This is a genomic window from Lacinutrix sp. MedPE-SW (assembly GCF_001874145.1).
Classification (GTDB): Bacteria; Bacteroidota; Bacteroidia; order Flavobacteriales; family Flavobacteriaceae; genus Lacinutrix.
Genome location: NZ_MPCX01000006.1, coordinates 148443 through 163034, shown reverse-complemented (window position 1 = coordinate 163034; position 14592 = coordinate 148443). Strand labels below are relative to the sequence as shown.

Annotated in this window: 15 protein-coding genes and 1 other RNA gene; 7 read left to right on the top strand and 9 right to left on the bottom strand. The window is 30.5% G+C overall.

The genetic code is table 11. The features are described 5' to 3' along the window. Positions 1-6: 6 nt before the first annotated feature. Positions 7-1410: a glycogen synthase gene (locus tag BM549_RS07835; protein ID WP_290469767.1), complete on the bottom strand. Its 1404-nt coding sequence runs from the start codon at positions 1408-1410 to the stop codon at positions 7-9. Positions 1411-1575: 165 nt separating this feature from the next. Between BM549_RS07835 and msrB (BM549_RS07830) the strand changes: the two genes are divergently transcribed. The 3 genes from msrB (BM549_RS07830) to BM549_RS07820 are packed head-to-tail and all read left to right on the top strand — an operon-like array spanning position 1576 to position 2973. Further along, positions 1576-2055 (top strand): peptide-methionine (R)-S-oxide reductase MsrB, encoded by a 480-nt coding sequence (gene msrB / locus BM549_RS07830; RefSeq protein ID WP_290469766.1) that lies wholly within the window; start codon positions 1576-1578, stop codon positions 2053-2055. Continuing rightward, entirely contained in the window at positions 2055-2450 is a 396-nt protein-coding gene (msrB, locus tag BM549_RS07825; RefSeq protein WP_290469765.1) for a peptide-methionine (R)-S-oxide reductase MsrB, read from the top strand. The genes msrB (BM549_RS07830) and msrB (BM549_RS07825) overlap by 1 nt, the downstream gene beginning before the upstream one ends. Next, positions 2443-2973, top strand: a complete 531-nt coding sequence (locus BM549_RS07820) for a DUF1572 family protein (RefSeq protein WP_013871305.1) — start codon at positions 2443-2445, stop codon at positions 2971-2973. The genes msrB (BM549_RS07825) and BM549_RS07820 overlap by 8 nt, the downstream gene beginning before the upstream one ends. A gap of 3 nt (positions 2974-2976) precedes the next feature. Here BM549_RS07820 and BM549_RS07815 read toward each other — a convergent pair whose 3' ends face one another. Further along, positions 2977-4260, bottom strand: a complete 1284-nt coding sequence (locus BM549_RS07815) for an NAD(P)/FAD-dependent oxidoreductase (RefSeq protein WP_290469764.1) — start codon at positions 4258-4260, stop codon at positions 2977-2979. Between the two features lie 118 nt (positions 4261-4378). On the opposite strand from BM549_RS07815, the gene lpdA reads away from it, so the two are divergent. Then, positions 4379-5755: a dihydrolipoyl dehydrogenase gene (lpdA, locus tag BM549_RS07810; protein ID WP_290469763.1), complete on the top strand. Its 1377-nt coding sequence runs from the start codon at positions 4379-4381 to the stop codon at positions 5753-5755. Between the two features lie 79 nt (positions 5756-5834). Here the strand turns inward: lpdA and BM549_RS07805 are convergent, their stop codons facing one another. The 3 genes from BM549_RS07805 to BM549_RS07795 all read right to left on the bottom strand — a co-directional run bounded on the left by BM549_RS07805 (position 5835) and on the right by BM549_RS07795 (position 7815). Further along, positions 5835-6473, bottom strand: coding sequence for a porin family protein (locus BM549_RS07805; protein WP_290469762.1), 639 nt, complete (start codon positions 6471-6473; stop codon positions 5835-5837). A gap of 196 nt (positions 6474-6669) precedes the next feature. After that, positions 6670-7086 carry a type II 3-dehydroquinate dehydratase gene (aroQ, locus tag BM549_RS07800; RefSeq protein WP_013871309.1) on the bottom strand — a complete coding sequence of 139 codons (417 nt, stop codon included), beginning with the start codon at positions 7084-7086 and terminating at the stop codon, positions 6670-6672. Between the two features lie 78 nt (positions 7087-7164). After that, positions 7165-7815 (bottom strand): porin family protein, encoded by a 651-nt coding sequence (locus BM549_RS07795; protein WP_290469761.1) that lies wholly within the window; start codon positions 7813-7815, stop codon positions 7165-7167. Positions 7816-7998: 183 nt separating this feature from the next. Here BM549_RS07795 and xerD point away from each other — a divergent pair, with 183 nt between their 5' ends. Beyond that, positions 7999-8895 carry a site-specific tyrosine recombinase XerD gene (gene xerD, locus BM549_RS07790; RefSeq protein WP_290469760.1) on the top strand — a complete coding sequence of 299 codons (897 nt, stop codon included), beginning with the start codon at positions 7999-8001 and terminating at the stop codon, positions 8893-8895. Positions 8896-9033: 138 nt separating this feature from the next. Further along, on the top strand, positions 9034-10152 hold the full coding sequence (locus tag BM549_RS07785) for a PAS domain-containing sensor histidine kinase (RefSeq protein WP_290469759.1): 1119 nt from the start codon (positions 9034-9036) through the stop codon (positions 10150-10152). Positions 10153-10188: 36 nt separating this feature from the next. Here the strand turns inward: BM549_RS07785 and rny are convergent, their stop codons facing one another. The 4 genes from rny to BM549_RS07765 all read right to left on the bottom strand — a co-directional run bounded on the left by rny (position 10189) and on the right by BM549_RS07765 (position 12629). Next, positions 10189-11760 carry a ribonuclease Y gene (gene rny / locus BM549_RS07780; RefSeq protein ID WP_290469758.1) on the bottom strand — a complete coding sequence of 524 codons (1572 nt, stop codon included), beginning with the start codon at positions 11758-11760 and terminating at the stop codon, positions 10189-10191. A 70-nt stretch (positions 11761-11830) separates the two neighbouring features. Next, positions 11831-11972: non-coding RNA, 6S RNA (gene ssrS, locus BM549_RS07775), on the bottom strand. Between the two features lie 57 nt (positions 11973-12029). Continuing rightward, a complete protein-coding gene (locus BM549_RS07770) occupies positions 12030-12323 on the bottom strand; it encodes a cell division protein ZapA (RefSeq protein ID WP_290469757.1) in 294 nt (97 codons plus the stop codon). A gap of 15 nt (positions 12324-12338) precedes the next feature. Then, a complete protein-coding gene (locus tag BM549_RS07765; protein ID WP_290469756.1) occupies positions 12339-12629 on the bottom strand; it encodes a hypothetical protein in 291 nt (96 codons plus the stop codon). A 234-nt stretch (positions 12630-12863) separates the two neighbouring features. Here BM549_RS07765 and BM549_RS07760 point away from each other — a divergent pair, with 234 nt between their 5' ends. Further along, on the top strand, positions 12864-14549 hold the full coding sequence (locus BM549_RS07760; protein ID WP_290469755.1) for a M23 family metallopeptidase: 1686 nt from the start codon (positions 12864-12866) through the stop codon (positions 14547-14549). The last annotated feature ends 43 nt before the right edge of the window (positions 14550-14592 follow it).

Sequence of the window (14592 nt, the reverse complement as noted above, 5' to 3'; positions counted from 1 at the left end):
AGTTTTTTAGTTTATGGATTGGTATAGGTTTAAATAGTCTTTTGCCGATTTATCCCATGAATGATCAATAGTCATTATGGATTTTCTAATGTCTTTAAATTTATTTTGGTTTTCGTAAAGTGCAATACCTCTAAAAATACTATCTACTATATTTTTAACAGTAAGTGTATTAAAGCATATACCAAAACCATTATTAGATATATCTATTACAGTATCTTTTAAACCTCCAATACTTCTTACAATTGGTATTGCGCCATATCTAAGTGCATACATTTGGTTTAAACCACAAGGTTCTACACGAGATGGCATTAATAAAAAATCTGTTCCAGCATAAATTATATGTGAAAGTTTTTCATCATAACCTATATAAGTATTATAAAACCCTTTGTTATTTACTTTTATAGCCTCTAACGCTTCTTCTCTTTGTTTTTCTCCAGAACCTAAAACCAAAACATTACATTGTTTAGATTCTAGAGCTATTTTTAGAGCTTCAGGTAATAAATCTGCTCCTTTTTCACCTACTAGCCTACCAATAAAAGCAAATAATGGTTTATTAATATCTAAGTTATAAGTATCACAAATCCATTTTTTATTTGCCGCTCTTCCAGACTGCACAGTAGTTTTACTAAAATTTTCAACTATAAAACTATCAGTTTCAGGATTCCACACCTTAGTATCAATTCCGTTTAAAATACCAATACATTTATTCCTTTCGTTATTAAGTAAGGTTTCTAATCCATTTGCATTCTGTTTTAATTCCTCCATATAAGTTGGAGATACAGTGGTCACTCGCCATGCGCATTTAATAGCAGCAGCAAGAGGATTTATTTGTCCGTCCCAATCTAAAAGACCAGAATTTTCGTTATTAAATTTTGGAATGAGGTGAAATTTATCATAATTAAACCAACCTTGGTATTGTGCGTTATGTATGGTTGTAATTACAGGAATAGTATTTAATTCTTCATATTTATAACATTCTTGAGCCATAAATGGAATTAGTCCAGTATGGTGATCATGACAATGTATAATTGTTGGTCTATTATCCAAAGTTAGCATCCAATCTAAGCATGCTATTTGAAAAGCTAAAAAACGCTTAGCATCATCATAAGAATAAACAAAGCTTTTGTAAAGTAATTCTGGAACATCCACAAAGCAAACAGGAAACTCTAAAACATCTTCATTTACCTTTAATACTCTAAAATCAAATTCTTCATAACCTAAAGTAATCGTGCCATTATAAATTGAAGTAAATGTATGTGCTTGTGTAAAAGTATTGTTATAAAATGGCATTAAAACACTTGCACTTACATTTTTATTAGCTTGATATTTTGGTAGTGCTCCAACAACATCGGCCAGACCACCTATTTTTGCAATTGGGTAACACTCTGCGCTAATGTGAAATATGTTCATTCTGGTTTTTTATATAAAATTGTAGTTGGACTACTAATTTAAATAATTAGTACAGAAAAAAGTAAAATATAATAAGTTTTTAAAAAATTATGAAATGATTAACGCATTCTACATTAAGATTTTATTTATTTAACGACTAATAATTTAAACTAATTTAAAGTTATTATGAAAAAATTGTTATTACTTGCCATTTCTGTTATCCTATTTAATTGTAATGGCACTGCCCAAGACAAAACCAAAGAAAATAAAGTTTACGAAGTTTCTAAAACTGAACAGGAATGGAAGAATGAATTAACAGAAAGTGAATTTAAAGTACTAAGAGAAGCTGGAACCGAAAGACCTTTTTCTAGTAAATTAAATAAAGAATACAGAGCAGGAACTTATGTTTGTGCTGCTTGTGAAACACCATTATTTAAAAGTGAACATAAATTTGATTCTGGTACCGGTTGGCCAAGTTTTGATAGAGAAATTAAAGGAAATGTAGATTTTTCTGTAGATTACAAACTAGGTCATGCTAGAACCGAAGAGCATTGTGCAACATGTGGTGGTCACTTAGGACATGTATTTAACGACGGTCCTAGAGACACTACCGGAAAAAGACATTGTATTAATGGCGTGGCATTAAATTTTATACCAGAAAAATAATGAAAGAATTTAAAGTAAATAAAACTGAAGAGCAATGGCGTAAAGAGCTAACAGATGAGCAATATCGTATTTTAAGAAAAAAAGGCACCGAAATGCCACATACAGGAAAATACAATTTGCATTTTGAGTCTGGAGCTTACCATTGTGCAGCTTGTAACCAACAGCTATTTGAAAGCGATAGTAAATTTGAATCAAATTGTGGTTGGCCAAGTTTTGATGAAGCTATTCCTGGTAGTATTACAAATATTCTAGATAAAAGCCATGGCATGATTAGAACCGAGATTGTATGCTCAAATTGTGGCGGACATTTAGGTCATGTTTTTAACGATGGTCCTACAGAAACCGGAACAAGATTTTGTGTAAATAGCGCTAGTGTAGATTTTAAAAATGAATAACAACTATATAACCAGTATAATAAAACAGTTTAACTATTATAAAACTGCTGGAGATAAAACTCTCCAGCAGTTGTCTTTTAATGAAATAAACTGGCAATCTCACGACAATTCTAACAGTGTTTCAATAATAGTAAAACACATGGTTGGTAATATGTTAAGCCGTTGGACTAATTTTTTAACCGAAGATGGCGAAAAAACCTGGAGACAACGTGAGCAGGAATTTCAAGCTACTTATACTACAAAAGAACAATTATTAGCCGATTGGAATAAAGGATGGACTTGCCTTTTTAATGCAATTACGCCTTTAAACAACGACGATTTAAATAAAACAGTTTATATTAGAAATGAAAGTCATTTGGTAGCCGAAGCTATTTTTAGACAATTAGGGCATTATAGTTACCATATTGGGCAAATAGCACATATTGGAAAGCAAATTAAAAATGAATCATGGCAGAGTTTATCTATACCCAAAGGACAATCAGACCAATTTAATGCAGAAAAATTCAGCAAACCAAAACAATAAAACTTAAGATTTTAATTCCTTTTTAAACGGCCTAATTATTAAGCGTGCTTCTCTATCAAACCTAATATAATTATAAACCCAATTTATAAAAACAACCATTCGGTTTCTAAAACCTATTAAAAAAAACAGGTGTACAAACATCCATACAAACCAAGCAAAAACACCTTGAAATTTAAATTTTGGCAAATCTACAACAGCCTTGTTTCTGCCTATTGTTGCCATAGAACCTTTATCATTATACACAAAAGGTGTCATAGGTTTACTTTCTAACAACTTTAATAAATTTTCTCCTAATAATTTACCTTGTTGTATCGCCGGTTGTGCCATCATTGGGTGACCAAATGGTACAGTTTCTGTTTCCATTTGTGCTACATCGCCAATTGCAAAAACGTTATCACACCCTTTTACTTGATTAAATTCATTTACAATAATTCTATTTCCTCTAGTTACAAACTGTTCTGCATCTAAGCCTTTAATAGTTGCGCCTTTTACACCAGCCGCCCAAACTACCGTAGCAGCATCAAAAGTTAAATCGCTATTTGTAGTAACTGTTTTTCCATCGTATCCTGTAACTCTAATATTTTTCCAAACATGAACTCCTAAATTCTCTAAAAAATCTTCTGCCTTTTTAGAAGCTTTGGCACTCATGGTTTTTAAAATTTTATCTCCAGACTGAATTAAATTAATTTGCGCTAGACGCGTATCTAAATCTGGGTAATCTTTAGGCAATATTCCTTTTTTAATTTCGGCTAAAGCACCAGCAAGTTCTACTCCTGTTGGTCCTGCTCCAACAATTACAAAATTCATTAAAGCATTTCTCTCGTTTAAATCTGATGTTAATAATGCATCCTCAAAATTTTCAAGAATTAAACTTCTTAAGTTTAAAGCTTGCGGTACGGTTTTCATCTCCATACTATTTTCTTTAATGGATGTATTACCAAAATAATTGGTTTTAGATCCAGAAGCTACTACCAAATAATCAAACTTTAAGTCACCTATATTGGTGATAACAGTATTGTTTTTGGTATCTATCTCTAAAACATTTGCGAGTCTAAAAAAGAAATTAGGGAAATCCTGTAACACTTTACGTATTGGGTAAGCAATAGAGTCTGGCTCTAAACCACCTGTAGACACTTGATATAATAAAGGTTGAAACGTATGGTAATTGTGTTTATCTAAAAGTACAACTTGTACTTCTTGTTTAGATAATTTTTTTGCTAAAGCAATGCCAGCAAAACCTCCACCAATAATTATAACTCGTGGAAAACTAGACTTAGGTATGTTCATATTATTTAACTTGCTCTACAAAGGTAGTAAAAGATATATTTTTTTTAAGATTCTAGATTCTTTATTAAATTTTGGTTTTGTAACTTCGTAACTTCTTAAAACGACAAAAAAATACACAATGAGTAAATACGATATTATTGTACTTGGTAGTGGTCCTGGAGGCTACGTAGCTGCCATTAGAGCTTCTCAATTAGGGTTTAAAACAGCAATTATTGAAAAAGAAAGTCTTGGTGGAATATGTTTAAATTGGGGATGTATACCTACAAAAGCGCTACTAAAATCTGCGCAGGTTTTTGAATATTTAAAGCATGCTGAAGATTATGGCCTTTCAGTAAAAGAATACGATAAAGATTTTAATGCTGTTGTAAAGCGTAGTCGTGGTGTTGCTGAAGGTATGAGTAATGGTGTAAAGTTTTTAATGAAAAAAAACAAAATCGATGTTATTGATGGTTTTGGAAAGTTAAAAACAGGAAAGAAAGTTGATGTAGATGGTAAAGAATATAGTGCAGACCATATTATTATTGCAACTGGTGCACGTTCTAGAGAATTACCAAGTTTACCACAAGATGGTGAAAAAGTAATTGGTTATAGACAAGCAATGTCTTTACCAAAACAACCAAAAAAGATTATTGTTGTAGGTTCTGGTGCCATTGGTGTTGAATTTGCATACTTCTATAACTCTATGGGTACAGAAGTAACAATTGTAGAATATTTAGATAGAATTGTACCTGTTGAAGATGATGATGTTTCTAAGCAATTAGAGCGTTCTTTCAAGAAAAACGGTATTAAAGTAATGACATCTGCAGAAGTTACTAGTGTAGACACTTCTGGTGATGGCGTTAAAGCTACTGTAAAAACTAAAAAAGGTGAAGAAGTATTAGAAGCTGATATTGTATTATCGGCTGTCGGAATTAAATCTAATATAGAAAATATTGGCCTTGAAGATGTTGGTATTGCAGTAGATAGAGATAAAGTATTAGTAAATAACTATTACCAAACAAATATTCCTGGTTACTATGCCATTGGAGATATTACTCCAGGCCAAGCATTAGCACACGTAGCATCGGCTGAAGCTATTTTATGTGTTGAAAAAATTGCAGGAATGCATGTTGAAGCTATAGATTACGGTAATGTACCAGGTTGTACTTACTGTACTCCAGAGATTGCTAGTGTTGGTTTAACAGAGAAACAAGCTAAAGAAAAAGGTTACGATATTAAAGTTGGTAAATTCCCTTTCTCTGCTTCTGGTAAAGCAAGTGCTGGAGGAAATAAAGAAGGTTTTGTAAAAGTAATTTTTGATGCTAAATATGGTGAATGGTTAGGATGCCACATGATTGGTGCTGGTGTTACAGATATGATTGCCGAAGCTGTTTTGGGCCGTAAATTAGAAACTACAGGTCACGAAGTATTAAAAGCTATACATCCACACCCAACTATGAGTGAAGCGGTAATGGAAGCTGTAGCAGATGCTTACGATGAGGTAATACATTTATAAAAAAAATTAAACATTAAGTTTAAAACAAAAAAAAGTTCCAGAATATTCTGGAACTTTTTTTGTTTAATATTTACAAGTTTTAAAACATAAAACCTACTCCAAATTGCCATACATTATTTTTAGCATCTACACCTTCAAATGGTGTACCATCATCAAAAATATCTGTTACTCCAATATTATAACGGCCACTTAAGAAAAAGCCATTATCAAATTTGTAAGAAGCACCAACGGCAACACTAGTATCAAAATCTTTCACGTAAGAATCGTCTGAGTCAATTTCAATATCTCCACCATCACTTGTTGGCTGAGAATCGAACTCTTCATGAATTTTAAATCCAAATTGTGGTCCTGCTTCAACACTTAAACCTTTAACCACATAAGCCTTTAATAATAATGGTACTTGAATATAATCTAATTGGTATTCAATATTATCATCTGTATCAAAAGCATTGTCTTGATCTATTTCTTGTACATCAAAACCTTGGCCAGAATAAAATACCTCTGGTTGAAAAGATAAACGCTCAGAAATTGGAATTTCAGCCACTAAACCTGCATTAAAACTTGTTCTAGAATCTGGATCTCCAAAATCGTCTCCACTAATAGTAGATGAATTCACTCCACCTTTAACACCTAATTGAATTTGTTTTGAATCTGATTGTGCATTTAAAAATGCTAATCCAGATACGAATACTACTGTACTTAAAATTAATTTTTTCATGTTTACTTTTTTTGGTTATTACATCGAAATTACGAACTGTAAACAAAAAAAGATGTCCTATTAACAGGGTTTAACAGCTATATTCTGTTTTTTAACTCATTTTAATAAAACACGTAAGTTAGCCCAAAAACATTAATTTTTTTTTAAGAAAATTTATTGTGGTAGTCTGTTTAAAATACCAGTAAGTACCTTAAAACTATAAAAAGCTTTGTATGGCTAATTCGTAACTCTGTAATCCAAAACCTAAAATAACACCTTTAGCATTTGCTGATATATAAGATTGGTGCCTAAACTCTTCTCTACCAAAAGTATTAGAAATATGCACTTCTATTACAGGAGTTTCAATAGCTTTAACCGCATCGCCAATTCCTACAGATGTATGCGTGTAAGCCGCAGCGTTTAAAATAATACCATCGTAAGTAAAACCACATTCTTGAAGTTTATCTATTATCTCGCCTTCTATGTTAGATTGAAAATGCTCTAAAACAGTTTCTGGATATTTAGCCTTAACTGTATCAAAAAACTCTGTAAACGATAAATTACCGTATACATTAGGTTCTCTTTTTCCTAATAAGTTTAGGTTAGGTCCATTTATAATAATAAGTTTTTTCATAATGTAAAAGTACAAAAGTTATGGTATAAAAAAAGCCGAAGCATAGGCTTCGGCTTTAAAATATTATTGTTTTTTCAATTAGAAGAAAAATCCAACAGAAACTTGTATAACTGAGTTTTGATTTTTAAAATTATCAGAACCTTCTCCATCGTTAATATTAGAAAGTCCTAAATTATATCTAGCTCCAAAGTTTAAACCATTATCTAATTTATAACCTAATCCAAAGTTTACACCAAAGTCAATACTACTTGTGAAATCTTTTAAATCTACAGTTTCTTTTTCAGAATAAGTTTCACCTTCATAAGATTCAGTATATTCAAGTTCAGCTTCAGAATTAACTAAAAATCCTACTTGTGGTCCAGCTTCAAGACTAAATCCATCAGCTACATAAAATTTAGCCATTATAGGTAAATTAATATAATCAGATTTTCTTTTAGCTTCACTTTTAAAAAATACTGTTTCTCCGTTGAATGTTTCGGTTTCAGTTTCAGAATCTTTAGCTCCCTGAGAAGAATATACTAATTCTGGTTGTATTGAGAATTTTTCTGAAATCATGATTTCTGCAACCGCACCAACATGAAAGCCAGTTTTAGAATCAATACCGTCAGTATCATCTCCAGTTATTGTAGCAAAGTTAACTCCGGCTTTAGCTCCAAAATTTACTTCTTGTGCGTTTACACTTGTAATTCCTAATACAGCAAATGCTGCAATTGTAAATAGTTTTTTCATAATAAATAAGTTTTTTAGTTTTGATTAATATGGGCGAAACTACTTAAAATTTAACTAACATTTATTAGTTTTTAACAAGACGTTAACATTTGTTAAGGTGGGTTTTTATGCTATTATATTAAACTCAACGACTTACAAACAATATTATTTTTAAGTTAACAAATTTTATATATTTAGCATCTTATGGTATGGAAACAAGCTTTACAGGATTATACATTATACTTAAAAATTGAAAGAGGATTATCTATTAACTCTATTGATAATTATAGCTTTGATATAAAAAAATTAATACGATATCTTGAAGAAAACAATATATCTGTTTCGCCAATAGCTATAGATAAACAAACATTACAAGAGTTTATATATAGTGTATCTAAAACCGTAAATGCACGTTCTCAATCACGATTAATATCTGGTTTAAAAGGTTTTTTTAATTTTTTAGTTTTTGAAGATTATAGAACCGATAATCCTTTAGATACTATTGACGCACCAAAAATTGGGAGAAAACTTCCAGATACTTTAAGCGAAGTAGAAATTAATAGCCTTATTAATGCTGTAGATTTAAGTAAACCACAAGGCGAGAGAAACCGTTGCATTCTTGAAGTGTTATATGGTTGTGGTTTACGTGTAAGCGAATTGACGCATTTAAAAATTTCAGATTTATTTTTCGACGAAGGTTTTATTAAAGTAACTGGTAAAGGAGATAAACAAAGGTTTGTACCTATTGTTCCTGCTACCCAAAAATATATAAATATTTATAGAAACGAAGTTAGAAATCACATGGTTATTGCTAGTGAATTTAAAGACACTCTTTTTTTAAACCGACGAGGAAAGCAGCTTACAAGAGCTATGATTTTTACTATAGTTAAAGATTTAGCTACTAAAATTAATTTAGGTAAAACAATCTCACCTCATACATTTCGTCATTCATTTGCCACGCACTTATTAGAAAATGGAGCAGATTTAAGAGCCATACAACTTATGCTTGGTCACGAAAGCATTACCACAACAGAAATTTATATGCACGTGGATAAAAGCCACTTAAAAGAGGTTATGCAAACGTTTCATCCAAGACAATAACACTTAATATTTTATTTTACAATTGATGTTCTTAACTATAAATATTTTATATTTGAAAAAAAAGAAGCTTTTTTTTATTAATCTCCCTCAAAAACTATCAAAATCTTATGTATTTTATAATATATAAGATTGTTAATAATGGAAATAACCTCACCAGAATCTAGTTTAGAGCAATTACAAGCTGCATTAGAAATTTCAAAAATTGGCGTTTGGAGTTATAATGAAAAACTAAACCGTGTCTATTTTTCGAAATCTTCTAAAGCAATTATTGGTTATGAAGATGATGCTTCTTTTGGTAATAATATTGACGATTGGAACGATTTAGTTCACGAAGAGGATAAAGAACAATATTTCAAAGATTTTAACGACCGTATTAAAGGCGTTACTAATATTTACATTAATAGACATCGCGTTAAATGCAAGAATGGAAAATATAAATGGATATTAGATCAAGGTCAAATTATTAATAACCCTATTAAAGACGGTTACATACATTTTGTTGGCACACATATAGATATTACACAGCAAGTTAATAATAAAACTAAGGTAGACAATGCTTTAACTATAGCAACAAAACAAAACAATAAGCTTAAAAATTTTGCACATATAGTTACACATAACCTTAAGCAATATTCTGGAAATTTTGAAAGTCTATTAGAATTTTATGATGATGCAGAAGACGATAGTGAAAAGGAAGAAATTATTGGTCATTTAAAAAATATTTCTAAATCATTAGATAGAACGATTCAAAACTTAAATCAAATTGTATCTGTTCAATCTAACGTTGATAAGACTTCAGAGCTTTTAAATATTCATACTTTTATTGAAGAAACGTTAAAACTTTTAGATATTGTAATTGTTAAAAGTGAAGCATTAATAATTAATAAAGTTGATAGTGAAATACATATTAATTACCATTCTGCATATCTAGAAAGCATCATTTTAAATTTACTTACAAATGCTATTAAATATAAACATCCAGATAGAAAGCCAATAATTATAATTTCATCTAAAGTTGAAGATAACAAATTAACACTATGCTTTAAAGATAATGGTCGTGGTATAGATTTAAAACGTTTTGGGAAAGATATTTTTGGGCTCTACAAAACTTTTCATAATAATGCTAATGCCGAAGGTGTTGGTTTATATTTAGTAAAAAATCAAGTTGAATCTTTTGGTGGAAAAATTGAAGTAGAAAGTGACGTTGGTGTTGGTACTACTTTTAAAATTTTAATGACATTAAAAAAAGCCAATTAAATTAATAATTGGCTTTTTTTTATACTTTTTGCTTTTCTATTTAGCAATATTAACAGCTCTTGTTTCTCTAATAACTGTTACTTTTACTTGTCCAGGATAGGTCATATCTGTTTGAATTTTTTGCGATATATTAAACGATAAATCGGCTGCATTTTGATCGTTTACCTTTTCGCTTTCTACAATTACTCGTAATTCTCTACCTGCTTGAATTGCATATGCTTTTTTAACACCATTAAATCCAAAAGCAACATCTTCTAAATCTTTTAATCGTTGTATATAAGAATCTAAAACTTGACGTCTTGCTCCTGGTCTTGCTCCAGAAATGGCATCACAAACTTGTATTACTGGAGATAAAAGTGAAGTCATTTCTATTTCATCGTGGTGAGCACCAATGGCATTACACACTTCTGCTTTTTCACCATATTTTTCTGCCCATTGCATTCCTAAAATTGCGTGAGGCGTTTCCATATCAGACTCAGCATCTGGCACTTTACCAATATCGTGTAATAATCCGGCACGCTTTGCGAGTTTAGAGTTTAAACCTAACTCTGCAGCCATTATACCACAAAGTTTAGCAACTTCACGTGAGTGTTGTAGTAAGTTTTGACCGTAAGATGAGCGATATTTCATTCTACCAACCATTTTTATAAGCTCTGGATGTAAGCCATGAATACCTAAGTCTATAACAGTACGTTTTCCTACTTCTATAATCTCTTGTTCTATTTGTTTTTGTGTTTTCTTTACAACCTCTTCAATTCTAGCAGGATGTATTCTACCATCTGTTACTAATTTATGAAGCGATAAACGTGCGATTTCACGTCTTACAGAATCAAAACATGATAAAATAATGGCTTCTGGAGTATCGTCTACAATAATTTCTACACCAGTTGCAGCTTCAATTGCTCTAATGTTACGTCCTTCACGACCAATAATTCTACCTTTAACATCGTCACTTTCAATATTAAATACAGAAACACAATTATCTACAGCTTCTTCTGTACCAATGCGTTGTATTGTATTTATTATTATTTTCTTTGCGTCTTGTTGTGCTGTTAACTTAGCTTCTTCTAACTTATCTTGAACATAAGCCATTGCGTCGCTTTTTGCTTCGCTTTTAAGTGATTCTATTAATTGAGATTTTGCTTCTTCTGCAGATAAACTAGAAATTACTTCTAACTGTTCTACTTGACTTTTATGTAGCCTGTCAAGTTCTTTTTGTTTTTTCTCTAAAATATCTAATTTATGGTTGAAGTCTTTGTCTTTAGATTCTAAAGATGCATTAAGCTTTTTGTTTTTAGATAACTCATTAGATACTTGAGACTCTTTATCTCTAGTACGTTTTTCTGCATCAGATATTTTTTTATCGCGAGAAAGTATTACTTTTTCATGCTCAGCTTTTAGCTCAATAAATTTTTCTTTAGCTTGAAGTATTTTGTCTTTTTTTATACTTTCTCCTTCATTATTAGCCTCTCTTAAAATTGCAGAGGCTGTTTTTTTTGCATTTTTTATCAATTTTGAGGCGTTATTTTTCTCCATCACCTTTGCTATAACGAAACCTATTATAGCGCCTATAGCAACACCTGCAACAATTAAAATTATATTATCCATTTTTAGTTAGTTTTGATTGTTATTTGTTTTGGTTACAAAAAAAAAGCCTACACTAATTTTGGTTTTGTATAAACTCCTTAAAAACAAGTTTAGGGTTAACAAGCTGATCAAGTATCTGCCCGAATGGTAACTGAAACTGAATTCAGAAATACACCATTAGCAGCACGCTTTTACAACTTAAACTCACCCTTTTTAAAGAATTAACGTTGAGTTTATCAAAAAAATAATTAATGTAGGCAGTAACCTAATTTTATTTATATGAACGTTTATTAAGAACTTAAATGCTCTTGTAACACAAGATTTAAAGCTTTTAGCTTTTCTTCTACATGTTCATTTACATGTTCTTTGTCTAAGCTTTTTTGTTCTACTTGAGAGGCAAACTGTAATGCGCACATCGCTAAAACATCTTGTTTATCTCTAACAGAATAACTTTGCTCAAACTGTTTTATCATAGCATCTATATTTTTAGCCGCTTTTCTTAATCCTTCTTCCTGACTTGGCGGAATTGTTAAAGGATATACTCTATTAGCTATTGAAAGCTTTATTTTAAGCGTTTCTGCCATATATGCTATATAACATTATTCAGATAGTTGACCAATACAATGATCTATTTCTCTTATTAATGCGTTTATTTTGAGTTTTGTTTCTCGTTTATCATCGTCACTGCCAAGTATTGTATTGGCCATTTTAAGTGTTTCGTACTTTTCTTTCCAAGTTAAAATTTCTTCTTCTTGGTTTTGAATAGTAGATTGAGATTGTTCTAATTCTTGCGATAATTTATTGTTAGCCGCTTCTAAAAGGCGTTGTTTGCGTAAAACTTTGTTAACTTTATTCTCAAGATTATCTACAATAGCTTCAATATTACTCATTTACAAATATCAATACTTATCTTACAAAGTTAACAGAACCGAACCTATTTTACAATTGTTTTAGCATAAATTTTTAATTTTAAACGTCTTGTATAATCTTTTAAATATTGCACACTCATAATCAACATAATGGCTTTTACTAACTAATCATTTAAAATTCATTTGGTATAATTGTTGCCAAATGTATATTTTAGCAAATACACTTCTAAATTTTAAACATTCAAAATTACATTTATGCGCATACTACTTTTCTTATTTTTAATAAGTATGCCCGTTTTATCTCAAAACGGTTACCCTCAAGATTATTTTAGATCTCCTTTAGATATTCCAATTGTATTAGCAGGAACTTTTGCAGAGTTACGTTCTAATCATTTTCACTCTGGGTTAGATATTAAAACAAAACGCGTAGAAGGTTTAAAAGTTTATGGCATTGCAGATGGTTATGTAAGTAGAATTAAAATAGCTCATTTTGGATATGGAAAAGCATTATACGTAACACATCCAAATGGTTACACTAGTGTTTATGCGCACTTACAAAAATTTGGACCAGAAATTGAAAAATTCATTAAAGCGAAACAATATGAAAAAGAATCTTTTGAAATAGAACTTTTTCCAACTCCAAACCAGCTTAAAATTAAAAAAGGAGATATTATTGCTTATAGCGGAAACACAGGAAGTTCTTCTGGGCCACATTTGCATTTTGAAATACGCGATAATGCCGAACGCCCTATAAACCCAATGCTTTTTGGTTATGATGTTAAAGACACAAAAAAACCAATAGTCTCTAATGTTTATGCTTATCCTATTGGTGAAAAATCACACATAAATGGGTCTAATAAAAAGCAAAAATTACGTTTAATACCTAAAGCTAACGGTGATTATAAAATTGAAAACTTAAAAGCTTTTGGAAGAATTGGTTTTGCTATACAAACCATAGATAGGCAAGATTTAGCAGCTAATAAAAATGGTGTTTATAATATAAAAACATTTCATAATGGTATAGAAAATTTTGAAATAGATTTTAGGCGTTTTTCTTTTGCTGAAACTAAACATTTAAACCGTTTAATAGATTACGAACATTATAAAACTAACAAGCAAAAGCTTCAAAAGTTATTTTTAGAGCCCAACAACCCATTAAGCTTATATAATAATATTATTGACGATGGTTTTATTTCAATTTTTGACGAAACTGCATCGGTATATAAGGTGAAAATAAACGATTTTAAAGGTAATGAAACAACTGTAGAAATAGATATTCAAGGTTTAAACATACCACCAAAAGATGTTGAGGAAGAAAAGGTTTTACAGCATTACATTCAACACGACCTTGAAGCCGAATTAGAAGAAGGTAACGTTAAAGTTAAATTTTATAAAGATACCTTCTATGATGATTTTTTTATAGATTTTAGTGTTAATAATGATACACTAACACTCCATAAACCTATAATTCCTGTAAAAAAGAATTTTACAATAAGCTATGATATTTCCAACTATAAAGAAGAAAACACAGACCAGCTTTATATTGCAGAATTAGTTGGTTGGAATAACTGGCCAAGCTATTCGTCAACAAAAAGAAAAGGAAATATTTTAAGCACACGTACTAAAGACCTAGGCACCTACGTTTTAGCAAGAGATACCATTGCACCAACCATAAAACCTTTAAAATTTAAAAACGGATCTTGGCTAAGCAAATACCGCTTTTTAAAATTAAAAATTGAAGATAAAAATACTGGTATCTCTAATTACCGTGCTACCATTAATGGTAAATGGATTTTAATGGAATATGATTACAAAAGAAAAACATTAACTTACGATTTTAATGATGCTGTAAGTACCGAAACCAAAAACAATTTAAAAGTAATTGTTACAGATAATGTTGGAAATAGCACTACATTTGAAACGATTTTTTATAGAAAATAATACTTGCTACCTTGACTAAAAAAACCATTCTATTTTATTTTAC